Genomic DNA, 26,256 nt, shown 5'->3' on the forward strand with positions numbered 1-26,256 from the left:
AGTATGCGCTAGCGTGCGGGAACACTGCCGCGCTTCGCCCACGTGGCGAAGGGGTTGTCGGCGGGAATGCCGGTCACGGCAGTGCTGCCGGGCGCGGAGTGCAGCGGCGCGGGTACCTTCGGTCCGCCCGTCAGTTGCTGCTGCAGCCTGGCCTCGGCCTGGCGCAGCAAGGGCAGGGCTTTGCTGTCTCGACCTTGCCGTCGGTAGATGTTCCCCAGTGCGGCAAGAGTTTGTGGGTCGTCTGGAGCGATCTGGAGTGCGCGCTGGAACAGGCGCTCCGCCGTGCCGAGGTCGCCAGCGGCGGATGCGGCGCCCCCGGCGGCGCGCAGGGTGTCGAGGTCATTGGGCGAGCGGGACAGGATGCGCTCATACAGCCGCACAGCTTCGCCCTGGTTGCCTGCATCCACGTACATGCGCGCCAGCGCGCCAAGCACCAGCGGATCGTTGGGCATGGCGGCTAGCAACGGGCGCAAGGCTTCATAGGCCAGTGCCAGCTCGCCTCGCTGCCGCAGTGCCTCCGCCTGGCGCAGCCCATGCCCGCGCTGCAAGTCCTCGTGCTGTCGGCGCTGCGCGGCATCCAGGGGCATGGCGCGCAGGCTTTGCATGGCGTTGGCAAAGTCGGCGTCGGAGCCGCCAAGCCGCAGCAGCAGGCCCGCATACTGCAGCAGCAGCCCCGCCGAAGGCTGGCGCTCGCGGGCCAGCGCCTCGCGCAGCAGGGCCCTGGCGCGGACGGAATCGCCGACGTCGGCATAGACGGCCGCAATGGCGCTGACCGATCCGGCGTCTGCTCCGGCCAGATCCACCAACGGTGCGAGCATGGCCCGTGCCTGAGTCTGTTCGCCGCGCTGTGCCAGCGCCTGCGCCTGCGCCAGGCCCGCCTGCAGCGAGGCGCGCGCCTGCAGCGCCTTCATGTCGCTCGTGCGGCTGGCCTTCGGAATGCGGTCAGCCAATTCCAGCGCGCCTGCCCAGTCCTGCTGCTCTGCGCGTACCAGCGCGGCCACGTAGAGTGCTTCTGGCTGCGGCTCTCCGGCGAGCAAGGCATCCGTCACCTCGACGGCTTCGGCGTGCCGATCCATCCGCTGGAGCAGCCGGGCAAGTTCAAGCCGCAGCCACGGATCATTGGGGCTTTGGCTCACAGCATCCTCGAAATAGCTCCGGGCTTCGTCCAGATCGCCGCGGCTGTCCGCCTCGCGGCCCTGGGCAATGCTGCGCTCGGCGCGCAGGCGGCCCACGTCGATGCGTTCGCGCAGCTCGGGGCTCAGGCTGTCGATGAGATCCAGGGCTTCACCACCGCGGTTCGTGGATGCCAGAACCCCCACCAAGCCTTGCAGGGCCGGAAGGTTGCCGGGCTCGCGCGCCAGAACGTTTCTGTAGGCGCGCTCCGCATCCTGGGGGCTTTGCAGATCCACATAGGCGCGCCCCAGTTCGAGGGCCGCTGTCGGTTCGCGTGCATCGATCTGTAGGGCCTGCTCCAGCAGCTTGGCCGCGTCGTCCAGGCGATCTTCCTGCCGGGCGGTGCGCGCCTTGTCCACGAGATCCCAGTAGCTTGCGCTGTCGAGAGCCTGCTTCCATTGGGAGGCGTCGCCCAGCGCCGATGCCTGGCCCAGCAAATCGCGGGCCTGGGCATATTCCTCCTGCCGAAGCTTCACCAGCCCCAGTCCGCCCAATACGCTGGCATTGCGAGGACGCAGGCGCAGCGCCGCAGAAAATGCGCGCTCTGCGGCGGGCAAGTCGGCCTTTTGCAGGGCATCAAATCCTGTCTTGACATGTCCATCGAACGGATCGACGCGCACGGGCGCGGGCCTGGCATTCGATGCCGTGCCCGTCGATGCCGTGCGTTTGGCCCGGTATTGCTGGCGAATCTCATCATCGTCGGGATTCGCCTTGAGGTACTCCTCGAAATACTGCGAGGTTGACGGCGGCGGCGGCGCACCGAGCCAGGTCAGGACTTGTCGCCACTGTTCCGTTGCCACGCCTCCAATGTCTGGCCGACGAGAAAGCGTGACGAGCGCGCGCAAGCCTTGCATGCGGGTTCCATCGCGCAGTACCCGGAGGTTTGCAAGGGCCAGTTGAATCTGCGGATCGTTCGGCGATCTGGCGCGCAAGCGCTCAAGTCCTGCCACCGCTTCTGTCCAGCCATTTGTTGAATACCCCAGGGCAGTGTAGTACTCCACGCCAAGGTTTCCCTGCGGCGCGCGGCCATTGAACAGTTGTTTGTAAAGTTTGACCGCTTCATCGGGGTTGTCCTGGCGCAGCAAAATGCGCGCTTGGTTCAGAAGGGCGGACGGCCCATCGCCCATCAGTGCAATGTCCTGCTCAAGCAATGCAATATCAGGGTGGTCTGGGTGCAATTGCTTGATCTGCGCAAGATACGACTGCGCTTTCGCCACCTGCTGGGCCTGGACTGCCAGTTGACCCAGCCCCAAAAGCGCATCGGCACTTCCCGGCCTGGCTAGGAGCAGCTTGTTCCATGCTTGCGTAGCGCGCGCGGAGTCGCGCTGCTGCCAATACTGGCCTTGCTCAATCAGTTGGCGTTCGGCGGCGGACTCGGCGACGGCGCTGGTGCTGGCGGCGGCCAGCAGGGCCGCAATGGCCGCGCCAATCAGGAGGTGCTTGCTTTGCATTCGCTGGCCCATCGGGGCGCAAGTTCGCCCGTGCGAGTAAAACGGTAACGCCGGTCAGCCCAACCCATCCCGAACAGGCTCAGGACGATGTCGTAGTACGGCGGTTGCTGGGTGGCGGTGGCCCGCTCGGCCAGCACGCGCGCCAGCTCCTGCTCCACGCGCTGGCGCTGCGCCTGCACGCGCGGCCCGGGGGCTGCCGCGGTTTCAAGATAAGGCAGCATGGCGGCGTAAAAGCCGAATGGCGCGGCGCCCTTGGCTTCGCCGCTGGCGGTGTTCACCGATTCGGGCAGTGCGCCGGTGCGCGCAAGAATGGCTTCCAGCCCCCGCAAGGATTTCATCATGGGCGCCGCCAGCGGGTCGTTGCGCGGCGTCATGCCCGCCCAGAGGTAGGTGCGGATGGCGTCGTAGCTGCCGGTGCTGCCCTTTTCCGGGTGCGCGGTGAAAGCCCAGGCGCCCTGGGTATCCATGGCGTAGGCAATCCAGTCGGGCGCCAGTCCGTGGGCGCCGGCCGAGCGTTGCACCAGGGTGGCCGTATTGGCCGCAATCCGGCTCCATGGCCCCCGGGGCGACAGTGCAGCCAGCCGCCGCAGCACGGGCATGGGCAGGTAGCTTGGGTTGAACTGCCAGTGCAGCCCCCCGTCCCGCATGAATCCGGCGGCACCCGGCAGCAGCATGGTGCCGAACTCCGGCACCTCCGAGACCTCCTGGCTTTCGATGGCCGCCAGCAACATGCGTGCATCGCGGGCATAGCCGGGCTGGTTCCACAGGCGCGCGGCCTCGGCCAGCGCATAGACGAACCACAGGTCGGCATCGGATGCGGAATTTCCGTCCAGTACGCGCCAGCTGCCATCAGGCGCCCGCCCCCACCACCACGCTGGCAAGCGCCCTCTCAAGGTGCCGCCAAACAGGTTGTCAATGCTCCAGCGCCATAGCGACTCGAACCGAGCGCGGTCGTTGGCCAGCAGCGCGAAAAACATCCCGTAGGACTGCCCTTCGGAAGAGCTGTGCCTCTGTGGCGTGCTCGCGTCGAGCACGCGCCCATCGGGCTGGATAAACCGGGTGGTGAATGCACGCCACAGCGGCCAGGCATCTGGCGCGCAGTCAGATTTCGCCCCAGCGCTCTTCACCCCCAGCATAGCGACCGCCATTCCCCCCAGGCACAGCCGACGGCGGTTGCCAGAGACCAGCGAGCCAGTTGCAATGGCGCTGTCATTCATAATCATAAGGCGAGCGTAGGGGTGTCAAAGGCAGGCCCAATGGCTTGTTGAAAGGCTCGAAGGCATACCGCAGATAGACGCCGCCATTGTATTGCCGGAAGTTGCGCGCATTGTCGAATCCGAGATGCCCACCCAGCCACAGTTGGGGCTGCAGCTGGTATTCCACCGCACCGCTAAACCCATAACCCACGCCGGTTTTGCGCTGCCCACTGTACACGGCAAGCTCCTTGCTGCTCGTCATCCCAGTGGCCTCGGCGTCGGTCGCAGCCTGCACGGCCGCCGCCTGGCGCGATGCGCTTGCTGGGAAGAACGGCGCATCATCCTCGCGGATGTATTGCATCCCGATGTTCCCTTTGAGGTGGTAGCGCAGCCGTCCCGCGCGTGCCTGCCATTCCACCGGAAGCGCCACGGCAACAAACTCCTGGGGGCTGAAGTAGCCGCCATGCCCGAACGTGAAGTAGCGCAGGTTCTTGTCGTACTTGATTGCAGTCAGTGATACGCCCCCCGTCAGGCTGCGATCAGCGTCGCGCACAAAGTGCTGGTACACCCCGCCACCCAACTCGGCTTTGGTGTTGGAAACGACATAAGAGCCCGTCAAGCGGTGCATCGCACCGTAGCCGTAGACACCGATATTTCCGTCGTCCCACGTCAAACCAACACGCCCGCCGGAAGCCGACACACCGCCCCAGGCAACGCCCGAGCGCTTATCGCGCGCCCCGGCGAAGGAAAGCAGGCTGTCGCGGACCGGGCGGCGCGAGAGTCCAAGGTTGAGAGAAAACTCCTCACCCAGGGGCTGCCGCAAGCTGACGCCTGCATTGAAGTCTGTCTTGCCGAAACCCAAGGGGGTTGAGCCAATGTCCGCCTGCCAGTTGCGCGCTTGATAAGCCACACCGACGCCCAAACCGGCATCGTTCTGCGATCCTGCGGAGGTGGTGGTGTCTGCCAGCGCGCCAACCGGACCCCCTCCGAAGCGGCTCAGTACGTCATAGGTCGTCGCAGGAGTTCCGGCATTGAGCAGCACGGGTGTCAAGCGTAGCGACAGCTTACCGTCGCCAAAGCCAAACTTCATTTCCATGGGCACCTCGGTGGCCGTCAATCGGCTCATGCCGCTTTCGCCCTGGCGCGAACGCACCACCGTGCCGACCGAAAATTCGGGGGTACGGCTTTGCTCGATATCACGGATATCTGCTCGCAACTCCGCAACCTGGGCCTGCAGGGAGCCTGGCGTTGGGGCTGCCTGTACCACTCTCGCCCCCGCTGCTGCTTCCGTTGCACCGGGCGGGGACGTGGGTGTAGGCGTCACCGACCATGGCGAGACAATGGGCGCCACGGCAGGCGCCGCTGCAGACGCAGCGTACGGCTCCAAAGCCACTACGGCAGCAGCAGGCCCGGAAGGTTGCAGCGCGGGCACTGCGCCGCCCTGCGGCAATGGTTGCCCAAGGGGCTGCGGCGCCATCGAAAGCACGGGCGCCGATGCAGGCATTGACGACCTGCCCGAGCGGTTGCCTGGCAGTAGCGCCTCCTTTTCCAATGCTGCCAGTTGCGTACGTATCTCCCGGTCATCAGGCCGCAGCCGCAGGTAGGCCTGAAAAAGGGGCGCGGAAGTGGCATCCGCTTCCACCCAAGCCAATGCCTGGCGCCAGCTTTCCAGTGCAGCAGCGCCTACGTTGCGGTCTTTCGCGATTTGCAGGAGTTGCAGAATACCCTCTCGCCGGGTGGCATCGCAGTAGATGAGGTATTGCGCCAGCGTCAGCCGCGCTTGGGAACTCGCAGGAGACTCCAGCACACGCTGCTCCAGGCTTTGGCGCACCTCCTGCCAGGAGGGCCCGCCCGATGGTGCGGCGGTCTGGCAGCCGGTCTGCGTCCAGGCAGACGAGGCAACGGTGCAAAGGGCACCGAAGAGAATGGATTGGCGGCGTAAGGTCATGGCAACAGCGGGTTCCGTTCTCAGGCTTGCGTCTTGAGCCGTGCGTGGGCGCGGGCACGCAAAACGATGTAAAGCAAGAGGCCAATGAGGGCCGCTGCCACCACACCCAGCACGACCAGCGCCAAGGGATGGCGCGACAGCCACCACTGCACGCGCGTTACAGGGCCAAGACTGCCGACATAGTAAGTCTGCTCAGCCACCAGGCTGTTGACTTGCTTCTCACGCACGACCGCCGTGCTGCCCTGGATGTGCCTGAGCAAGTCGGGCGTGAGCAAGGCGTTAACGGCCTGCTCCAGCCCTGAGGGTTGGCTGCTGGCGAGCAACACTACGCTGCGGCCACTCTTGAGCGGTGACTCGAAGCCCGCGATCACTGCGTCGGTGCTGGCGCTGGTGAACGTGATTTCGCTGCGGCTGGGTTTGACGCGATCGCGCTGGTCGGGGTCCCACCAGTTCAGCAGGCGCGATGCGTAGTCCGACAGGCGAAAGCCCTTGGCGTTGGGCGTTAGGCTGAATGGCAGGTACTTGGCCCACTGTTCGAGCAGCGGTGACTTGGCACCGTTGCTGGCGATGACGAGCAAATCCTTGTCGCTGAGTGCATTGAGCTGGCTGCCACCCAAATCCACGGTGACGGCATGCGCAGGGTAGCCGGTCACATTGCCCATCAGCCCCATCAGGGAAAGGTAGGCTGCATAGTCGGCGACTTCGGGCTGGGCGGGCAGAACGACGGCGGTCTCAGACAAATCGGCCAGCCGGCTGAACGGAAAGCCGCTGTTGCCAAAAGCAGCAAGGTCGGGCATTGCCAGGAAATGCGAGAAGCCCGTGATGTCGATGGTGGAGTCGGGCTCCACAGTGCCGCGCACGTTGTCTAGGAGCACATCCTTGCAGGTGCCCTCCTTCTTGATTTCGTAGTGGTAGTGCAACTGCAACTGGCTGCGTGATGGCAGCTTGAACAGTGGTATGTGAAAGAGCTCCTCGGCAGGTAGCAGGTCGCTGGCGGGCGTCACCTTATTGAGCATGCCTTCCAACCGCGTTGGTGGGCTGTGGTCCATGGCGCGCAGCGGCAGCGAACGCAGGAACTGCTCGTTGACGTTGACGTTCAGCGTGGATTTATCGGTTTCAGGCCGGGCCGTATACCGGTATTTCATGTGCACGGGAATGCCTTGCTTGCGCCAGCCAAACAGATCCGGCGGCACCTGGAAATTCACCCGAATCAGATCGGGATAGTAGCCCGATACCCTGAGCTTCTCCGCATCCTCCAATTCGCCGAACTTGACGGCACGGCTCGTAGAGAGCCAGTTGGGAGCGTCGTAGGGCTTGCGTGGCGAAATTTGTTTGAAATCGGTGATCGTCGCCGAAGGGCCGGACAACGCGGATGCGCCTACCGCAACCGCCGCCGCCGCCCGCTTGAGTTCCTGGGCATCACGGCCACTAATGACCAGCAACTTGGCGGTTGGGTCGGACGGATGGGCCATCATGGTGACCGTAGGGCCGCTGCCCTGGGGCAGGCTCACGCCAGGCACCGCCCCGCTGCCCTGCACCAGCACTACGGCATTGCCGGTGGGTGGAAGCTGCCCTACTGACGCCGGGAAAAACGCGCCACGAAAGCCCGCCAACGCACCAAACCATGATGAAAGCGTGCCGGCCGCCTCCAATTGCGCGGCGTCAGGCTGCGTGGCAAACACGATGGGCAGCTTCAGCGCCCGGGAGTCGCGCCGGTCGAAGAAAGGCTCGGGAAGGAAGGCCAGGTTGTTGTCCAACGGCAGCGGATTGACCATCAGTTCCAGCATGCTGTCGTTGCCCACATTGGCCCACAGGCTGGAATGTGCTGGATCCTCGCACTCCATGGTGTAGTGACCAATCAATTGGATGTTCAGGCGGTTGAAATCACCGATTAGGCGCGCAGGAATATCGATCACACGCTGCAAGTTCTGGCCCCCCTCCGCCTTGGGTACGGGAATGGCAGCCACCACTTGCTCGTTGACCAGTACACGCAGATGCGAAATGTCGGGCAGCAGCCCGGGCGAATACGAGTAGTTCAAGTGCAGCTTGGCGCTGGCGACCACCTCGTCGCTGCGCACGCCGAATACCACGCCGCTGATGCCATCCACGCCCCGCAATTGCAGCGGAAACACCGCGCCAAGATCCTTGAAACTCATGCTGTGCACGCGCGCACCCGCTAGCGTCTGTGAAGTCTGGGGCGCCGGATGCGCCGCCGCCGCCATCTCCGTGGCGGCGGCGGTGCGTGCGGGGGCTGCGGACAGGGGGGACACAGGCACGGCAGTCCCTGCCAGGACCAAGGCCAACATGGCCGGCAGCATGCGCTTGTGCGGCAGCCGCGCTGTCGAATGTCTTGTGGAAGTCATGGTGTGGAGTCTTTGGAAACAGGGGAGACTGGGCGGGGTGTGGAAGACTTGAAGGCGGAAGTTGCCAGTTGCCCGATGCCCCGCCGGGCAAGGCAGCGGCTGAATCCAAGGCCAAGGTACTTGAAGGCGGAAGTTGCCAGTTGCCCGATGCCCCGCAGGCCGATCAGGACCACGCTGCCCAGCGATCGCAGCGGCTTGTCGCGCTGCGCGGTGCCCCAGGTTGAAATCCACGCATCGGCCCTGGAAAAGGTCAGCGACGCGAGTTCAGCCTGCTGCTGCAAACTCAGGTTGTCAAACTGCACGCCCAGGCGGCCCGTGCCGCTGAACGTGACCACCGCGGGGAAAACACCCTCTTCGTCCGACCGGAAAAGCGACACCGAAACGCGGCTGCCCGTGGGGATGTCGCTGTCCGGTGGCACTGACAATCCCAGGCCGTGCTGCGAGAAATCTTCGGTCTTGCACACCAGCGTGCGCCCGTTTTCAAAACGGAGGAAGGCAGGCAGTGCTGCCGCCACCCGGGGCGTGCTGCGGATCTGGCGCGACTCGTTGGCCACCGCCACGCTGGCGCCCAACAGGAGAACGTTGTAGGTCGTCCACACCATGTTGATGATCAGCGTGATGACTTCATCACCCGAAAAGAAGAACAGCTTCCCGATTCCCACCGCGAATCCGACCAGATTCAGGAGCAGCAGCACCACGTAAGGCCGCGCGATGGTCCAGTCGAAATAGGCCTTTTCGATCACGCCGCCCTTGGCCGTCACGTTGAATTTGCCCATCTTCGGATTGATGAACGCCACCAGCACAGGGCGCATGATGTACCACGCCAGCACCGATTCATACACCTCGTTCCAGAACGAATGGCGGAACCGCCCCTGGATACGGGAGTTGGTCACGCTGGCATGGGCCAGGTGTGGCAGGGCATAGGCCGTGATCATCAGCGCGGAGGCCTGGAACACATGCGCACCAAACAACAGGTAGGCCAGCGGCGCCGTCAGAAAAACCAGGCGTGGCAAGCCGTAAAAGAAGTGCAGCATCGCGTTCAGGTAGCACAGCCGCTGCCCGAACTTGAGGCCCTTGCCGAGCAGCGGGTTGTCGGTGCGCGCGATCTGCGCCATCCCCCGTGCCCAGCGAATGCGCTGGCCCACATGGCCGGACAGGCTCTCGGTGGCCAGGCCTGCAGCCTGCGGCACTTCGAGGTACGCCGTGTTGTAGCCCAGGCGGCTGAGCTTGAGCGCCGTGTGCGCATCCTCGGTCACGGTTTCCACCGCGATGCCACCCACCTCCAGCAGCTCCTTGCGGCGGATGATGGCGCAGGAGCCGCAGAAGAACGAGGCGTTCCACAGATCATTTCCGTCCTGCACGATGCCGTAGAACAGCTCGCCCTCGTTGGGCATGCGGTGGAAGGTGTCCAGGTTGCGCTCGAACGGATCGGGCGAGAAAAAAACGTGCGGCGTCTGCAGCATCACCAGGTTGGTGTCCTTGAAGAACCAGCCCATGCACACCTGCAGGAAGGAGCGCGTGGGGATGTGGTCGCAGTCAAAGATGGCGATGTATTCGGAATGCGTGACCTTGAGCGCCGCATTGATGTTGCCCGCCTTGGCGTGGTGGTTGTTGTCACGCACCAGATAGCCCACGTTGAGCTCGGCACAGAAGTCGCGAAACTCCGACCGGCGGCCGTCGTCGAGCACGTAAACGTGCAGCCGGTCGGCCGGCCAGTCCATGCTCATGGCCGAGAAAACCGTCTGACGCACGACCCCCAGGGGCTCGTTGTAGGTGGGAATGAACACATCCACGCTGGGCCAGGTACTGACGTCCTGCGGCATGGGAACCGGGCGCCGCTGCAAAGGCCACGCGGTCTGGAAATAGCCGATCAGCAGCACCGCAAACGCGTACAACTCAGCCAGCAGCAGCCCATACCCGAACGCCGCATCGACGACATTGGTAAACCCGAGGGTGTCCGTGACGCGCCAGTACATGTAGCGCGACGATGCCGAAATGGACAGCATGATCATCGCCAGCGTCGACAGCCGGCCAGGGGTTCTGCTCAGGATCAGCGCAGCCCCAAAAGAACCAGCTGAAAAGAGCAGCTGCGCCTGAAGGTCCAGTGGCACGCTAATGATCAGCCCCATCAGCAGCGCACTGAGCACCACGGCAGCGGCACGCACAACAGGATGCTGCCACAATGCCCATCCGGTGACGGCATGCACCACGCTGCGCCAGCGCGCCTGGGGACTGCGGGAATCGGCGTCGGCAACTTCGTCGGCCTGGGGCCGCTGGTCGATGCTCATCGCGCTGCCCCCACCAGTGGCAAGCCCATGCGCTGGGCCAGCACCTGCGCACACTTGCGCAGGTCGTCAGCCGCCTGGCCATGGGTGTCGTACTCCAGCACACTCTGGTCATAGGCCAGCGCCTCGCGCACCGCCTGGTCTTCGTGGATCACGCCGATCAGCCGGTCGCCCAGGCTATCCTGCATCACGCGGGTGATGTCCTTGGACAGTTGGAGCGCACCATTGGCCTGGTTCAGCACATACAGGGTGCCGGAAAAGTCGGGGCGTGGTGTGCAATAGGTTTGCACCAGGCGCTGCATAAGGGCCAGTGCCGCATACGACGCCGCATCGGGCAGGCTGACCACCACCACCACGTGGGCCGCCGTGAGCGCCTGCTGCATATAGACCGAAGGGCCCGGAGGCGTGTCGATGAATACCAGCGCATCAGGCGGCAGCTCCAGGCTTTGCAGCTGCTGCGCGAGCCAGTCAGGGTGCCCCTCCAGATGACGCTCAAAGGCCACGCGATCGGCCTCGTTCACCACCCCGTAGGGCAGCACATGTACCCCCGAAGGGCTTTGCTGGCAGACCGAACCCCAGCTGTCGCCCGCCAGGCTGGCGCGGGAAATCCCGGCAAGGGCACCCGGGTCGGCCCCGAAATGCAGGCGCAGCGCGTTCTGTGGGTCCATGTCCACCACCAGCACCGTCGGCGCTCCCTGGTGCTGCAGCGCCGTGGCCAGGTTCGCAGTCAAGGTGGTTTTGCCCACACCTCCTTTGGCCGAAACAACGGCAACCACCTTCATGGCTGGTCTTTGCGAGGCTGCCAGGTGGCAGTCGGCCGGGGCTGCAGCGATCCGGCCAGGCGCGCAAACACCGAGGGCAGGTCGGTGGGCAGCGGGTTGGGCACTGCAGCGGGCGCATCGCGCACGGTGGCAGCGGCAGATGCATGCAGGCCAGCCAGTCCCGCCAACGGAGAGCGCGCGGCAAGTCCCGAAACGCAAGCAGAAGGTGCCAGGGGTGCTGCTACCTGAGCCATCGCAGGCGCAGAAACGGGGATAGGGGCAGGTGCGGCGGCTGGTGGTGACGCCGCAGGAACGCCCCAGGACGGCGCTTGGCTGTCACCGGCCCTCGGCGCAACAGGTTGCGTCCAGCTTGCGGTAGCGGGCCCGCCAGCAACCGGCGCAGACGGGTTCTGAGACGCGGGGGCAGGCAGGTCGCCAAGGCGACGGTCCACCGCGGGCACGTCCCCGCCCACTGCACCCTGAACGGCAGATACCAGCGGCCAGCGGCCACTGGAGCGTTCGTGCTCCTGCTTGCGGGTCAGCTCTTGGTAAGGGTCAGCCTTGCCTCCAAATTGCTGGAAGAGTTTTACGATATCTTCTGATTGCTTCACGGGTCACCGCCAATAGCAAAACGTGGAAAACCGGAGCCAGAAGAGCTCAGCGTGCCAGCTGGAAATGGATGCAGCCCCAAGCGTCCGCCGGGGCGGACTGGGCCACGCGAAGCTGGGCGGCGCCAGCCTGTTCGAACCAGCTCTGGTAGACCCCTTCGAGAAAGCCCCCGGACCACGGCGCATGGCCCTGCCCAAAAGCCGCCGACAAGGGTGAGAGGTCGTGGTGAATGTCCAGCTGTGCCGCAGCCTGCTGCAGGCGGACGCAGCCCCAGCCGATGCGGTCCCACACCGCCGCCATGCTGCGCTGCAGGTCGTCCAGGCTGGCACATGCTGGCAGGGGATGTTCGGCCGCAAACCGTGCGCCCACCCGGAACATCAACGCGCGCAGGTCTTCCGGCGGCAGCGCGGCAGCAAACTCCGCCGCCAGGGCCTGCAGGAACCCCCTCCATTGCACGGTGCATTGCTGATCGATAAGGCGTTGGGTGAGGTCGGGGTTCGCTGGCAGGGAGGCAGTTGAAAACATGGCGTGTGGACAGGCAAGCTGCAGACCCGATTCGGTGGCCCGCGCGGGTTGGACTCAAGGGAGAAACCGCGTGAATCGACTGATACATGGGGTTTCAAACACATTCTAAGAAATTCTAAGAGGCTTGACCCATAAACACCATCTAAGCCGCCGGGCCGTAGGCGAATTTGCTTAAACAGCATCCACCATGTCGGTTTGTGTAGGTACAACACCACATAATACAAGCAAAAATCTATTGCAGAATCATTGTAATAGTCAAAAACACCGGCCAAACCCATTCCTCGGGCACACGGAAATCAAGGCGCGGCGACCTGGATCACCCCACCCCCAAGGCACACCTCACCGTCATACAGCACCGCACTCTGCCCGGGGGTCACGGCCCACTGGGCGTCCGGGAACTGCAGCGCAAAGCCGTCGGGCACAGCCTCCAGCGCGCACGCGGCGTCCTGCTGGCGGTAGCGGGTCTTGGCGGCATAGTTGCCGGGTGTGGGAGCGTGGCCTGCGCACCAGCTCACGTCTTGCGCCACCAGGCGGTGCGACAGCAGCCAGGGGTGGTCATGCCCCTGCACCACACGCAGGGTGTTTTTCTCCAGGTCTTTGCGGGCCACGTACCAGGGCTCATGGTCGCCGCCGCCGCGCACCGGCTGGCCAGACGGTGCTTTCGCCCCGGCGCCTTTTTCCTTCACGCCGCCAATGCCCAGGCCCTGCCGCTGGCCCAAGGTATAGAAGCTCAGGCCCACGTGCTGGCCCAGCTTGCGTCCCCGGTCGTCCAGGATGGGGCCGGGCGCGTGGCTGATATAGCGGTTCAAAAATTCGCGGAAGGGCCGCTCGCCGATGAAACAGATGCCCGTGGAGTCCTTCTTCTTGGCATTGGGCAAGCCGATTTCTTCGGCGATGCGGCGCACCTCGGTCTTGTGTAGCTCGCCCACGGGGAACAGGGTTTTGGACAGCTGCGCCTGGTTCAGCCGGTGCAGAAAGTAGCTCTGGTCCTTGCTCGGGTCCAGCCCCTTGAGCAGCTCGTGCAGGCCCGTAGCCAAGTTGTGGCGCACGCGGGCATAGTGGCCCGTGGCAATCTTCTCGGCCCCCAGGCGCATGGCGTGGTCCAGGAAGGCCTTGAACTTGATCTCGGCATTGCACAGCACATCGGGGTTGGGCGTGCGGCCTGCCTGGTATTCGCGCAGGAACTCGGCAAACACGCGGTCCTTGTAATCGGCTGCGAAGTTGACGTGCTCAATCTCGATGCCGATCACATCGGCCACGGCGGCTGCGTCCACGAAGTCGATGTTGGACGAGCAGTACTCGCTGTCGTCATCGTCTTCCCAGTTTTTCATGAAGATGCCGACCACTTCGTGGCCTTGCTGTTTGAGAAGGTAGGCCGTGACGGCAGAGTCCACTCCGCCCGAGAGGCCTACGACAACGCGCTGTTTGGTATGGGCAGTCATTGGCCTGATTGTATTTTTATGCGCTGAACGGGCGGCAGCCCGCAGGAGATCCCGTGGGCTGGCCTGGCCAGCTGGCTGTTGGTATCCAGTGGGTAGCGTCCTACGTTTGGCGCACAACATTTCTGACAGGCTCGGTCAGTTGCAGCGATTCATCTATTCGGCCAAGCTCAGCGGTTTGGTTGATCCTGGCAGAGCCACCGTTCGGGCGAGGATGCCGATGGAACAGTCGTCTTTCGTTGCGTGGCGAATCTTCGTACCGATCAGTTTCCGCAACTGCTTCTTGTGTTCAGGGTTCTTTGTCTGAGCTGCTGGAGCAGAAGCCAGTGCGGTAACAAGTTTTACACATGCGGGGGCAAGCTCACGTGTGCGCGTGTTGTAGAGACTGTGAGCCGTCCCGTCACTCATCAGTATGAAGCCAGCGATCCCATCAATGGTTCCTCTCAGGAGTCGCATGGTTGAGGCTGATCCCTTCGATGTTAGAAACGTTGTCTGGTTAGCGAACTCCGAGTTATCTGGCCCCGACGCCACTTTAGATTCGCCATCCCTCACCAATCCGATGACTCCATCACCAACGTGGACAATGAAAAAGTGTTCTTCAGACACTCCAACAGCCAAGAACGTTGCCGCTAAGTCCTCAATCCCAACATTGAGTCGTCCCGCCTCCTCTTCCAGCCGTGCCAGTAGCCTCGTCACAATTTCATTACGAACATACGCGCCGTCTTTGCTTATTACGAAGTCGAAGAATCTATCCGCAAGTAACCTGCAACCTTCTTCCACCAGGGTTTGCGCGCCAAACTCTGCATGCGTAGCAGACCCTGCACCGTCTGACAGGCACATGATCTGGATGCCATCACACGAGAGGTAGCCCGTGCGATCTTGGCCGCGCGCGCCTGCTAACACATGCCCGCGCCCCCAGACTTGATAGTGGAACTCACGGAACATTAAAGATCCTCAATGCCCCTGATAGAGCCGAAATCAATAGACGGCTCAGCCCCCGGCATCGACTGCGAAGCTTTCGATGCTGACATCGACAGCCACTCAAAGAACTCTTTGAAGGCAAGGCCTTTCAAGCGCAGTGGCGGACGGCCAAGAGGGCTGAACCGCGCAAGAATTTTCTCCCCTTCCGGCTGAAGACCGACTCCAATTGGGAACACGGTGAGTTTCCTCTTGGCAACCAATGCCTCTACCCGACTCACGGCGCGGTCAACCTCCTGCTCGCTGCCTCCCTCAGGTTTCCCGTCCGTGATCAGCACCAGCCAAGGCTGGTAGTACAAAACACCCTTGCTCGAATAGAGTTCCTTACGCTTCTCCAGTGTGTCCAGCGCAAGGTTCACACCTTCTCCCATGAAGGTGAGCCCGCTGGGCTCAATCGTGAGATCTCGATCGATCGCCTCGATTCCCGTAAAGTCCTGAATGAGATTGGCCCCCGAGTTGAAAGCAACGATGCTCACCTCAACCGAGTCGTGGGTATCGTCATCCTCGTCGATGGTGTCGTAAAAGAGTTTCACCCCCTCCAGTAACTCGTTGATCTTGTCTCCCAACATCGAACCGCTGGTGTCGAGGCAGAGGCAGACGGGAAGCCTGGGGGTCGGGTTCTCTACGAGGTCATCCGCTTGGATGTTAAGTGCCATGTGTATTTTCCTTTCTGTCGTGATCAAAGTTGGTTAGCGATCAAAAAAGCTTCGCAGCAATTGCCCGAGGCTTAAGCCGAATTGATGCTGGCTGGCGGTGTCCTTCGATCGTGCCGTAGCTGTACTCTGCGGCAGGCTATTCGGGCATTGCTGTTTGATCCTCGCGTGTGACTTTGGAACGGCGAGCCCCTTCTCATTGAAGTAGGCGATGTGATCAAAGTTAATAAAGGGATGCCCGCAGTCTCGGCACAACCTAGACGGATCAAGTTCGCTGCCCTTCTTAGCGCACTCCTTGCAGCGCCCGTAATGCAACTCAGATTTCAGGAACACACCGTTGCAACTCCGACAGGCTTCCTGCTGGCAGGTCGAGCAGCGACCGCCCACCAAGTAACGGGCGGCAATCTCCTTGTTGCACTCCTCACAGTTCCCGGAGTTGCGCTTGTGGTTGCACTCACGGCAACGCCCATCGCGAAGAGCTCCTTCTGGCTTCGGGGTTCCACAATCCTGGCACTTGGGTCGGTTCTGCTGCTGGCAGTCAAAACACAGATCTGGAACGCTGTGCTGCTGTGTAGCGTCACTCCACTCGCCAACAATCGCATGCTGACGGCCACACTGAGGGCAGTCCAAGATCGGGGTATCCGGCCTAAAGGCTTTGAACCTAAACGGGTAGACGTTGTTTGAAATCGGATCGAAGTTCTTATCGCTTCCCAGCCACCACTTGTATTCGCGGAAAGCGCGAAGCCACTCGCCCGCTGTCGGGCGCTGGATAAATCGACTCCCTTCCCAGTGGAACGTGTTCCAGAAGAGCTCCTTCAGATCGCGCGGCATGTGACTCCACATGTACTTCCAGTTACCTTCAGGCTGGTCGCGGTTCGAGCGATCTCCAACTTGGAACGCGAAGTTCCCATCTTTGATCAGTCGCACGATGTCCCCGTCCGATCCAGCCCGCGCATAGGGAAACTGCCCCGTGATCAGAACCATGAAGAGCATCGTCGCCACGGCGAAGAGTTCCTCATCGACTGTGCGCAGAAACTCGGCATAGGGCTTGCCGAGTGCGCTTGGGGCCGTGAACATCGGGGTCCCAACTGGGCTGGGGTATCCCTCCACCTGCCACGAGTCGACATCAATGATCCAGACGTTCTTATTGGCATCAACTATCAAGTTTTTTGGATTGATATCACCCAGGATCACATTCAGCGAGTGGAGGAACACCACCTTTTCCAAGAACGAGATGCAGACATCAACCAGGTCTTCCTTCGTCCAGCCTGGGAATGATTTCAAGAACCTCCGGGGATTCATGATCACGCGGAACTCATTGCCTCTGGCCCTCGGCATGATGTAGCCAACAAACTCACCACGCGCGTTGGTCACAATGCCTTCAGGGAAGCAGATGCCTTGTTCATGCAAGCCCCGTGCTGCTAATAGCGACACCTTTTCTTTACGGTGTCGCGTGATGTGCTCGCGATTAAAAATCTTAACGACGCGTTCACCCTCCACGGCGAAGGCTGCCCCCTCAGCTCCGTCACCGAGTTTGTCTTTGAGCACAAGTGTCACCGTCCCCGAGGGAAACTCAACCTGTACCTTGTCACCGATGCCCGGCACTTCGCTGACGTTAAGAACCTCGTCAGCGGGCTTCAGTTCAACTCCCCCATCAAAGGGCTTGATGCGGCGAAGCGCACTCGGAGTTTGACGAGGCTCTGTCGTTCCGTACCGCTGCTGGAACGCTGTCAGGAGCGGCTCAAGAGCGGCCACTTCGCGTTCGTCTCCATCAGCTTGCTTGCGCTTGAGCTTGCGCAGGCCCTTCTCGTATAGAACTTGGGCGCTTGCAACTTCAATCTCGCCATCCTTCGCCAGCGTGCCTGCAACAAGTCGCTTCCCGTTATCCGGCAACAGCGCTATGCGGAGCCGCAAAGTGACGTCATTGGTTAGCAGACACATGTCGTAGTGACGGGAGTAAATTTCGAAAATCTTGACGAATAGATCATCGGCATACGGGTTTGACGGATCGCCAATGTCGGTTCGTACTAGCCCGTGCGCCCCGGCGTCTTCAAGGAAGTCCAGCGCAACTCTAGCCTTTGCGATTGCATCCACCCGCTCTGGATCGACCATGCGACTCTGCCGCTTGAGCTCCTCGACAACCTTGGTCACAACAACAATTGGATTCCTGTTCGCTTTGATCACCTCCGCACAGCGTCGAAGCAGAACGCCAATCCGACCCTTCCTTTCGGGGTCTGTATCCATAAACACGTTTGTATCGAAAAACAGGCGACCCTTAGGGCCAACGAAATCGACCGGATCAAGCATTTCTAAGTCTGAATTGATCACTTTTGTCCTCCGAAACTCACGTTATTCTGGAATTCTGTTCTTACGCCCGCAGCGAAGGCATCCATCGCTTCTATCGCCCGAACCCTGCGCTCAAGCCGGGTTTGTTCAAATTTACGAAGGGCCTGAGCTGGAATGCGGTGGTGGGTGGCAACCTTCTCGCTGTGAATTTCGCCGGTCTCGATCAGCTTCATGAGGGTTGGTCGCGAAATGCCGAGCAGTCTCGCTGCCTCGGTTGTAGTGAACTGCTCCTTAACGGGCACGACCACAGCTCCGGTTGCGCTCTCAGCTTCCAAGAGGGCGAGAATTTTCTCCGCCTGTTTACGAGGAAGCGCGAAAGACACCTCGACCAAGTCGTCTGCCTCGACGAGATTACGGCGTAGTGCCTGAGCGGCTTGCTCAATCAGTTCCATGTGGCCACCACAACTGACGTAATTGACTTCATATGCATCATCTGAATTCATCTGAAGCAAGTGTAAGATCGAATAGAGATATTCACAAGTCTTACGCCGTGGACGGATTCCCAGTCTTGATGAGGCTACCGACAGATGTAAAAAGGAAAAGTTGAGTAACACTAACTTTCAGATACTTCGTGCTCCTGCCTATGACCGCTGTATCCGTTGCTCTGGCATTCGCGTGGCTTGCTGGCTCCAGAGCGAGCGACTGCTTCGTGCCAGTCAGCATGAGCTCTCAAGCTCAAGTCGAACGGTCGCAAGCGCTGCACAACCGGCGCTTGATCAGGCTGCCTGTGTGACTGCAACGGGGCGGTAGTTGCCACCCCAGTGACAGTGTGAACAGCTCAAGTCAAATTCATCCTGGGTTCTCACCGTCAAACTGCTGACAAATTCCCCAGGAAACCTGACTCCAGCGTCAATGCCCATGAACCACCTGGCGCACTGTGCGACCATCGTCCCCCATGGAACTGCGCCAACTCCGTTACTTTGTCCGCATCGTCGAACTCGGCTCCATGGGCCGGGCGGCGGTGGATCTGGACATGGTGCAGTCGGCGCTGAGCCAGCAGATCAGCCGGCTGGAGAGCGAGCTGAGCACCCGGCTGCTGCAGCGCACGGCCAAGGGTGCGGTGCCGACCGAAGCGGGGCTGGCGTTCTTCCGCGAGGCGCAACTGGCCCTGCGCCATGCCGACCAGGCGGCGCGGGCGGCGGCGCAGGCGCGGCTCACGGGTAGCGTGAGCGTGGGCCTGTCGCCCACCACGGCTTCGGTGCTGGGCGTGCCGCTGATGCGCGCCATGCACGAGCGCTACCCCGATGTGCGGCTGCACATGGTGGGCAGCTTGTCGGGCCACCTCTCCAACATGCTCAACGCCCGCCAGCTCGATCTGGCGGTGCTGTTCGACACCCAGCCCGCGCGCCGCTGGACCGTGCTGCCGCTGCTGGAGGAGCGCCTGTTCCTCATCCGCTCGGCCCAGCGCGGCGTGCGCAAACCAGCCCTGCGGCGCAAGGTGGCGCTGGCGCAACTGGGCGATGAACCCCTGATATTGCCCACCGGCCCGCACGGGCTGCGCAGCCGCCTCGACACCGCCTTCGCACAGGCCCGCGTGACCCCGCGCCTGGCCATGGAAATCGATTCCCTCGCGCTGCTGATGGATGCGGTGGACATGGGCCTGGGCAGCACCATCCAGCCCTGGGCGGCGGTGGGCCGCTATGCAGACGCAGGCGAGCGCTTTGTGATGGCCGAAATCTCCGATGCCCCGGCCTTCCGGCCTGCGGCGCTGTGCAGCTTGTCGGACGATGAACTCTCGCCCGCCGCCCTGGCCGCGCGCGTGGTGCTGGGCGACTGCGTGCGTGAGCTGGTGCAGTCAGGCCACTGGGTAGGCGCCAAGCTCACTTCGGCCGTTTAGACGGTCAACCCATCACGATTCGTGATGGGGCCATGCCTTGGCAGCCCCTGCGCAAGCGGCGGGGTTCTTTCTACATTCGGCACACGATGAATGGAAAGAACTGCCCATGCAACCCGATGTTCTGGTGATCGGTGGCGGCAACGCTGCCCTGTGCGCTGCGCTGATGGCCCGCGAGGCCGGTGCCAGCGTGCTGCTGCTTGAATCGGCCCCCCGCGACTGGCGTGGCGGCAACTCGGCCCACACGCGCAACCTGCGCTGCATGCACGATGCGCCGCAAGACGTGCTGGTCGATGCCTACCCCGAAGAAGAATTTTGGCAAGACCTGCTCAAGGTGACGGGCGGGCTGACCAACGAACACCTGGCGCGCCTGGTGATCCGCGAGTCCAGCACCTGCCGCGACTGGATGCGCAGCCACGGCGTGCACTTCCAGCCGCCGCTGTCGGGCGCGCTGCATGTGGCGCGCACCAACGCCTTTTTCATGGGCGGGGGCAAGGCACTGGTCAACGCCTACTACCGCAGCGCAGAAAAGCTGGGCGTGCAGATTCGCTACGAATCACCGGTGGACCGCATTGAGGTCGAAAACGGCCGCTTTGTGGCCGCGCATTGCAAGGGCGAGCGCATCACTGCCAAAAGCTGCGTGCTGGCCGCGGGCGGTTTTGAATCCAACCGCGAATGGCTGCGCGAAGCCTGGGGCCAGAACGAGCGTGGTGAGTGGCCTGCGGACAACTTCCTGATCCGCGGCACGGCCTACAACAAGGGCGTGTTGCTCAAGCACCTGCTCGACGACCACGGCGCTGACCGCATTGGCGACCCCACGCAGGCGCACATGGTGGCCATCGACGCGCGCGCTCCGTTGTACGACGGCGGCATCTGCACGCGCATCGATTGCGTGTCGCTGGGCGTGGTGGTCAACCGCAATGGCGAACGCTTTTACGACGAGGGCGAAGACTTCTGGCCCAAGCGCTACGCCATCTGGGGCCGCCTGGTGGCGCAGCAACCGGGGCAAATTGGTTATTCGATCATCGACAGCAAGGCCATCGGCCGCTTCATGCCGCCCGTGTTCCCCGGCGTCAAGGCCGACACATTGCCCGAGCTGGCGCAAAAGCTGGGCCTGCCGGTAGACACCTTCACCCGCACGCTCGATGCCTACAACGCCGCCTGCCGCGTGGGCACGTTCGACCACACCGCGTTGGACGACTGCCACACCGAAGGCGTCACGCCCGCCAAAACGCACTGGGCCCGCCCCATCGACACCGGCCCGTTCTACGGCTACGCGCTCAAGCCCGGCGTCACCTTCACCTACCTGGGCCTGCACACCGACGACACGGCCGCCGTGCGCATCAACAACGTGCCCAGCCCCAACCTGTTTGTGGCCGGCGAAATGATGGCCGGCAACGTGCTGGGCAAGGGCTACACCGCCGGTGTGGGCATGAGCATTGGCACCGCGTTTGGCCGCATTGCGGGCACGAATGCCGCCAAAGCCGCTTTAGAACAAAAACAGCCCGCAGCGCTTATCCATAAAGCGCGAACAGCTACAAAAACAGGAGCGAACCATGCAAGCGCTTGAAGCCCTGACGCGCGACGCCAAAGCGCTGGCGAATGGCGAAATCGTGCTCTCCGCCCCCGAGGCCGAAGTGGCCCGCCAGCTGCAGATCTGTAACGCTTGCCGCTACTGCGAAGGCTTTTGCGCCGTGTTCCCCGCCATGACGCGGCGGCTGGAGTTCGGCAAGGCCGACATCCATTTCATCGCCAACCTGTGCCACAACTGCGGCGCCTGCCTGCACGCCTGCCAGTACGCACCGCCGCACGAGTTTGCCGTCAACGTGCCCCAGGCCATGGCCCAGGTGCGCGGCCAGACCTATGCCGACTACGCCTGGCCGCCTGCGCTGGGCCAGCTCTACCAGCGCAACGGCCTGACCCTGGCGCTGGCGCTGGTGGCCGGGCTCACGCTGTTCCTGCTGCTGGCCGTGGTGTTGCATGGGCAGGGCGTCAACGCGCTGTGGCAATCGCCCGTGGGCGGCTTTTACGGCATCTTCCCGCACAACCTGCTGGTGGGCCTGTTTGCGCCGGTGTTCCTGTTCGCCGTGCTGGCCCTGGGCCTGGGCGTGCGCCGCTTCTGGCGCGATGTGACGCCCGCCACCAGCGGTGCGCCGCTGAGCGCCCCCGCCACGGCCGAGGCCACAGACGCCGTGCTGCGCCTCAAGTACCTGGACGGCGGCCATGGCGACGGTTGCCACAACGAGGACGATGCCTACACCCTCTCGCGCAGGCGCATGCACCACTTCACGTTCTACGGCTTCATGCTGTGCTTTGCCGCCACCAGCGTGGCCACGCTGTACCACTACCTGCTGGACATGCCCGCCCCGTACGACCTGCCCAGCCTGCCCAAACTGCTGGGCGGCATTGGCGGCGTGAGCCTGGCGATTGGCACGGCCGGCCTGTGGCGGCTGAACCTGCGCCGCCACCCGCTGCATGGCGATGCTGCGCAAAAGCCCATGGACCGCGCCTTCATCGCCCTGCTGTTCCTGACCGCCACCAGCGGCCTGGCCCTGTGGGCGGCACGCGGCACCGCTGGCCTGCCGCTGCTGCTGTGCCTGCACCTGGGCGCAGTGATGGCGCTGTTTGCCACGCTGCCCTACGGCAAGTTTGCGCACGGCATCTTCCGCACCGCTTCGCTGCTGCGCCACGCGGTGGAAAAGCGCCAGCCCAACCCCATCGGGCTGGGTGCGGACTGATCACAACCCCATCCCCCACACAACCCACGAGAAGGAGACCCCATGAACCACAAGCGAACCCTGCTGCAATGCGCCTTGGCGCTGGCAGCCTTGCCCCTGGCTTTCGGCGCTGCGGCGCAAGACTTTCCGCCCAAGAAGCCAGTGACGCTGGTGGTAGGTTTTGCTGCGGGTGGCGCGGCCGATGCGGCAGCGCGGCTGATTGCCAAGAAGCTGGACGAGAACATTGGCCAGTCGGTGGTGGTGGACAACAAGGGCGGGGCTGGCGGCAACATCGCGCACCAGTTCGTGGCCAATGCGGCGGCCGATGGCACCGTGCTGCTGTTCGGCTCGGTGGGGCCGCTCACCATTGCGCCGCACCTGATGAAGCTGCCCTACGACCCGTTCAAGGACCTGGCCCCGGTGTCGGGCGGTGTGAACTTTCCCAACGTGCTGGTGGTGCACAAGGGCGCTGGCGTGAAGACGCTGGCCTAGTTTGTGCAACTGTCCAAGAAGAAGCCGGGCAGCGTGGAGTTCGCTTCCACCGGCGCGGGCTCCGCATCGCACCTGGCGGGTGAGCTGTTCAACCAGCGCGCGGGCATCGACATGACCCACATCCCCTACAAGGGCGGCGCACCTGCGCTGCAGGACTTGCTGGGCGAGCGAGTGACCTCGTACTTTGCAGCGCCCCCCACGGCCATGCCGCATGTGGAGGCGGGCAAGCTGATCCCCCTGGCCACCACCGGCCTCACACGCCCTGCGTACCTGCCCAACATCCCAACGGTGGCAGAGTCTGGCTTCCCCGGCTTTGAGGCGCTGAACTGGTACGCCTTTGTGGCCCCCGGCAAGACCCCTGCGCCGCTGCTGGACCGCTGGAACCAGGAAATCGTCAAGGTGCTGAACGACCCCGGCGTGAAAGAAGCGCTGAACAAGCACGGCCTCAGCCCCCAGCCCACCACGCGGGCCGAGCTGACGGCGTTCATGAAGAAGGAATCGGCCCAGTGGGCCGCCACCATCAAGGAGCGGAAGATTACCGCTGATTGATGAGGTGGGCGGGCGCTGGGGCTGGCTGGTGCGCCGCCCCATGCGCCTGGCCGGTGGCCACGGGCCGCTGGTTGGCCTGTGCCTGCATCACCGAAGGGTCGGTGTGCACCAGCGTGAGCGGGTGGCGCTGGCCCGCCAGGTAGTCCTCCAGGCAGGCCAACAGCAGCGGGCTGCGGTGGCGCTCAGGGCAGGCGCGGATTTCATCGGGCGTCATCCACACGGTGCGCAAGATGCCCGTGTCCAGCGTGCGCCAGCTGTGGTGCGTGCCCAGCGTGCCAGCAAAGGCAAAGCGCAGGTAGGTCAGGTCGTCGCCGGTGCGCGTCTTGACGAAGCGGTTGAGGTACACACCCACCAGCGCCGTGGGCACAAAATCGTGCGCGGTTTCTTCCAGCACCTCGCGGGCGCAGGCCTGCTCGGGCGATTCGCCGGGGTCCAGATGGCCTGCGGGGTTGTTGAGCTTGAGGCCGTCGGTGGTCTCTTCTTCCACCAGCAAAAAGCGCCCCTCGCGCTCGATGAGGGCGGCCACGGTGACGTTGGGTTTCCAGCGGTTTGGCATGGCGGGCATTATGACCACAGGGCGTGTCACGGGGCTGACACCGCCGCGCGCTTCACTTGGCCTGCAGCGTGCGGGCCATGTACACCGCCCCTTCCCCATAGCTGGCCAGGCGCTGCTGCTGTTCAGGCTGGTGCAGCGGCTGCGCCACATAGCCATGCCGCTGCCAGTAGCCTTCCGACCCCTGCACCGACACCAGCGCACTCTGCCGCAGGCCTTGCGCCGTGGCCTGCTCCCACAAGGGCTGCAGCAGGCGCTGCGGCAGCCCCTGTCCGGCCAAGTGGGGCAGCACGGCCATGTCGTGCAGGTACAGCGTGTCGGGCGCAGTGCCCACGGGTGGCTCAAAGTCGCCATGCAGCGGCGTCACCTTGCCTAGCACCGACTGGTAGGCCGCCAAGTAGGCGCACAGCGCACCGTCCAGCAGCAAGGCCAGCGAGCAGTTCACCGGGCTGGCCAGCCGGCGGGCAAAGACCTCGGTGCTTTCCATGAACCCATCGCCATAGGCGCCGCGTTGCACCGCCATCAGTGCGGGTAGGTCGTCGGTTTGCAGGGGGCGGACTTCAAGAGCGGGCATGGAGGTCGAGTGAAGGGGATGGAGAAGGCAAACACCTCAGTGGTGTGCGATCCATCGGGATCGTGCGGGTTCAAAAGGATATGAGGAAATGGCCTTTTGCCGAGGGTTCGATCCATCCTATCGTATTGAGCAAACTTGCCTTTGATTTTTATTGCCCGCGCAAATCAGCCCATCCGAGGGGCCGTGGTCTCTGCTAACCGTGACGCAGCATTCGGCCCAAACCGGTCTCTCAACCAAGCCACACCCCTACAGCCCCAGCCCCTTCATCAGCGCCTCAGCCCGCGCGCTCACTTCTGCTGTCATGTGCATGGGCCGACCCCATTCGCGCTGCGTCTCCCCCGGCCATTTGTTCGTCGCGTCCATCCCCATCTTGCTGCCCAGGCCGCTCACGGGCGAGGCGAAGTCCAGGTAGTCGATGGGTGTGTGTTCCACCATCATGGTGTCGCGCGCTGGGTCCATGCGGGTGGTGATGGCCCAGATCACTTCCTTCCAGTCGCGCACGTCCACGTCGTCGTCCACCACCACGATGAACTTGGTGTACATGAACTGGCGCAGGTGGCTCCACACGCCCATCATCACGCGCCGCGCGTGGCCTGCGTAGGCCTTGCGGATGCTGACCACGGCCATGCGGTAACTGCAGCCTTCGGGGGGCAGGTAGAAGTCCACGATCTCGGGAAACTGCTTTTGCAGCAGGGGGATGAACAGCTCGTTCATTGCCAGGCCCAGCACGGCGGGCTCGTCGGGCGGTTTGCCGGTGTAGGTGCTGTGGTAGATCGGGTCACGGCGCATGGTGATGCGGTCCACGGTGAGCACGGGGAATTCGGCGCATTCGTTGTAGTAGCCGGTGTGGTCGCCGTACGGGCCTTCGAGCGCGTGCTGCCAGCCGCTCGCGTGGTGGGCGTCGGGCTGGATGTGGCCTTCGAGCACGATCTCGGCGGTGGCGGGTACTTGCAGCGGCACGCCTAAAGCAGCAGTCACTTCGGTGCGGGCACCGCGCAGCAGGCCGGCGAACTGGTATTCGCTTAAAGAATCGGGCACGGGCGTCACCGCGCCCAGCAGCGTGGCGGGGTCGGCCCCCAGCGCCACGGCCACGGGGTAGGGCTGGCCCGGGTGCTGGGCGCAGTGGTCGGCAAAGTCCAGCGCGCCGCCGCGGTGGGCCAGCCAGCGCACGATGACCTGGTTGCGCGAGAGCACCTGCTGGCGGTAGATGCCCAGGTTCTGCCGGGCCTTGCGCGGCCCGCGCGTGATGGTGAGGCCCCAGGTGATGAGCGGGGCCACGTCGCCGGGCCAGCAGTGCTGCACGGGCAGGCGGGCCAGGTCAACATCCGGCCCTTCCCACACCTCTTGCTGGCAAGGCGCGTTGCGGCCCACGGTGTGGGGCGCCATGTTCCACAGGGTCTTGAGCAACTGGCCCATGCCCAGCATGTCTTTGAAGCCCTTGGGGGCCTCGGGCTCTTTGAGCGTGGCGAGCAGCTCACCCAGGGCGCGCACGCCGTGCAGGTCGGGCACGCCCATGGCGCGGGCCACTCGGGCGGGCGTGCCAAACAGGTTGGTCAGCACCGGCATGCGGTGGCCGGTGGGCTGGGTGAACAGCAGCGCCGGGCCGTTGGCGCGCAGCACGCGGTCGCTGAGCGCGGTCATCTCCAGGTGGGGCGATACGGGCTCGTGCACGCGGCGCAGCTCGCCCGTGGCTTCGAGCTGGGCCATGAAGTCGCGCAGGTCTTGGTACGACATGGGTTTGAATGAAATTGGGCTCTAGTGTCCTGAGTTAGAAATTCGCAGACAAAATCTCTCGATGCTCGCCAGGATG

The 26,256-nt window shown here is 63.4% G+C and carries 19 protein-coding genes and 2 pseudogenes; 4 read left to right on the forward strand and 17 right to left on the reverse strand.

Translation table 11 applies throughout. The features are described 5' to 3' along the window. Window positions 1–8: 8 nt before the first annotated feature. The 14 genes and pseudogenes from IHV84_RS05550 to IHV84_RS05610 all read right to left on the reverse strand — a co-directional run bounded on the left by IHV84_RS05550 (window position 9) and on the right by IHV84_RS05610 (window position 18,119). Window positions 9–2,624, reverse strand: a complete 2,616-nt coding sequence (locus IHV84_RS05550) for a tetratricopeptide repeat protein (protein WP_198846146.1) — start codon at window positions 2,622–2,624, stop codon at window positions 9–11. After that, window positions 2,603–3,847, reverse strand: coding sequence for a cellulose synthase complex periplasmic endoglucanase BcsZ (gene bcsZ / locus IHV84_RS05555; protein ID WP_198846147.1), 1,245 nt, complete (start codon window positions 3,845–3,847; stop codon window positions 2,603–2,605). The genes IHV84_RS05550 and bcsZ overlap by 22 nt, the downstream gene beginning before the upstream one ends. Further along, a complete protein-coding gene (locus IHV84_RS05560) occupies window positions 3,834–5,768 on the reverse strand; it encodes a cellulose synthase subunit BcsC-related outer membrane protein (RefSeq protein ID WP_198846148.1) in 1,935 nt (644 codons plus the stop codon). Before IHV84_RS05560 ends, bcsZ begins: the two co-directional genes overlap by 14 nt. Window positions 5,769–5,788: 20 nt before the next feature. Continuing rightward, window positions 5,789–8,131: a cellulose biosynthesis cyclic di-GMP-binding regulatory protein BcsB gene (gene bcsB, locus IHV84_RS05565; RefSeq protein WP_198846149.1), complete on the reverse strand. Its 2,343-nt coding sequence runs from the start codon at window positions 8,129–8,131 to the stop codon at window positions 5,789–5,791. Next, a complete protein-coding gene (gene bcsA / locus IHV84_RS05570) occupies window positions 8,128–10,419 on the reverse strand; it encodes a UDP-forming cellulose synthase catalytic subunit (RefSeq protein WP_233099782.1) in 2,292 nt (763 codons plus the stop codon). The genes bcsB and bcsA overlap by 4 nt, the downstream gene beginning before the upstream one ends. Beyond that, window positions 10,416–11,198, reverse strand: coding sequence for a cellulose biosynthesis protein BcsQ (gene bcsQ, locus IHV84_RS05575; protein WP_198846150.1), 783 nt, complete (start codon window positions 11,196–11,198; stop codon window positions 10,416–10,418). Before bcsQ ends, bcsA begins: the two co-directional genes overlap by 4 nt. After that, window positions 11,195–11,365 (reverse strand): hypothetical protein, encoded by a 171-nt coding sequence (locus tag IHV84_RS05580; protein WP_198846151.1) that lies wholly within the window; start codon window positions 11,363–11,365, stop codon window positions 11,195–11,197. Before IHV84_RS05580 ends, bcsQ begins: the two co-directional genes overlap by 4 nt. Window positions 11,366–11,635: 270 nt before the next feature. Further along, window positions 11,636–11,788, reverse strand: a pseudogene (gene bcsP, locus IHV84_RS20760) (cellulose biosynthesis protein BcsP); the annotation flags it as partial. A gap of 46 nt (window positions 11,789–11,834) precedes the next feature. Next, on the reverse strand, window positions 11,835–12,311 hold the full coding sequence (gene bcsD / locus IHV84_RS05585) for a cellulose biosynthesis protein BcsD (RefSeq protein WP_233099783.1): 477 nt from the start codon (window positions 12,309–12,311) through the stop codon (window positions 11,835–11,837). A gap of 296 nt (window positions 12,312–12,607) precedes the next feature. Continuing rightward, window positions 12,608–13,753, reverse strand: a complete 1,146-nt coding sequence (gene mnmA / locus IHV84_RS05590; RefSeq protein ID WP_198846152.1) for a tRNA 2-thiouridine(34) synthase MnmA — start codon at window positions 13,751–13,753, stop codon at window positions 12,608–12,610. A 153-nt stretch (window positions 13,754–13,906) separates the two neighbouring features. After that, window positions 13,907–14,695, reverse strand: a complete 789-nt coding sequence (locus IHV84_RS05595; protein WP_198846153.1) for a PP2C family serine/threonine-protein phosphatase — start codon at window positions 14,693–14,695, stop codon at window positions 13,907–13,909. Then, complete coding sequence (locus IHV84_RS05600; protein ID WP_198846154.1) at window positions 14,695–15,384, reverse strand: VWA domain-containing protein; 690 nt, start codon at window positions 15,382–15,384, stop codon at window positions 14,695–14,697. Before IHV84_RS05600 ends, IHV84_RS05595 begins: the two co-directional genes overlap by 1 nt. Window positions 15,385–15,417: 33 nt before the next feature. Beyond that, entirely contained in the window at window positions 15,418–17,709 is a 2,292-nt protein-coding gene (locus tag IHV84_RS20765; protein WP_198846155.1) for a hypothetical protein, read from the reverse strand. Further along, window positions 17,706–18,119 (reverse strand): helix-turn-helix domain-containing protein, encoded by a 414-nt coding sequence (locus tag IHV84_RS05610; RefSeq protein ID WP_233099785.1) that lies wholly within the window; start codon window positions 18,117–18,119, stop codon window positions 17,706–17,708. Before IHV84_RS05610 ends, IHV84_RS20765 begins: the two co-directional genes overlap by 4 nt. A 503-nt stretch (window positions 18,120–18,622) precedes the next feature. On the opposite strand from IHV84_RS05610, the gene IHV84_RS05615 reads away from it, so the two are divergent. From IHV84_RS05615 to IHV84_RS05630, 4 genes and pseudogenes are all read left to right on the forward strand, one after another. After that, entirely contained in the window at window positions 18,623–19,564 is a 942-nt protein-coding gene (locus tag IHV84_RS05615) for a LysR substrate-binding domain-containing protein (RefSeq protein ID WP_198846157.1), read from the forward strand. Window positions 19,565–19,670: 106 nt separating this feature from the next. Continuing rightward, a complete protein-coding gene (gene tcuA, locus IHV84_RS05620) occupies window positions 19,671–21,131 on the forward strand; it encodes an FAD-dependent tricarballylate dehydrogenase TcuA (RefSeq protein WP_198846158.1) in 1,461 nt (486 codons plus the stop codon). Next, window positions 21,118–22,299, forward strand: a complete 1,182-nt coding sequence (gene tcuB, locus IHV84_RS05625) for a tricarballylate utilization 4Fe-4S protein TcuB (protein WP_198846159.1) — start codon at window positions 21,118–21,120, stop codon at window positions 22,297–22,299. Before tcuA ends, tcuB begins: the two co-directional genes overlap by 14 nt. A gap of 42 nt (window positions 22,300–22,341) precedes the next feature. After that, window positions 22,342–23,319: pseudogene (locus IHV84_RS05630) on the forward strand (Bug family tripartite tricarboxylate transporter substrate binding protein). Here IHV84_RS05630 and IHV84_RS05635 read toward each other — a convergent pair. From IHV84_RS05635 to ubiD, 3 genes are all read right to left on the reverse strand, one after another. After that, complete coding sequence (locus IHV84_RS05635) at window positions 23,306–23,875, reverse strand: NUDIX hydrolase (protein WP_233099787.1); 570 nt, start codon at window positions 23,873–23,875, stop codon at window positions 23,306–23,308. The pseudogene IHV84_RS05630 and the gene IHV84_RS05635 overlap by 14 nt on opposite strands. 52 nt (window positions 23,876–23,927) lie before the next feature. Continuing rightward, complete coding sequence (locus IHV84_RS05640; RefSeq protein WP_198846160.1) at window positions 23,928–24,446, reverse strand: GNAT family N-acetyltransferase; 519 nt, start codon at window positions 24,444–24,446, stop codon at window positions 23,928–23,930. A 246-nt stretch (window positions 24,447–24,692) separates the two neighbouring features. After that, window positions 24,693–26,180 (reverse strand): 4-hydroxy-3-polyprenylbenzoate decarboxylase, encoded by a 1,488-nt coding sequence (ubiD, locus tag IHV84_RS05645; protein WP_198846161.1) that lies wholly within the window; start codon window positions 26,178–26,180, stop codon window positions 24,693–24,695. Window positions 26,181–26,256 lie beyond the last annotated feature (76 nt).

It is taken from the genome of Acidovorax sp. IB03, assembly GCF_016406015.1.
Classification (GTDB): domain Bacteria; phylum Pseudomonadota; class Gammaproteobacteria; order Burkholderiales; family Burkholderiaceae_C; genus Acidovorax; species Acidovorax temperans.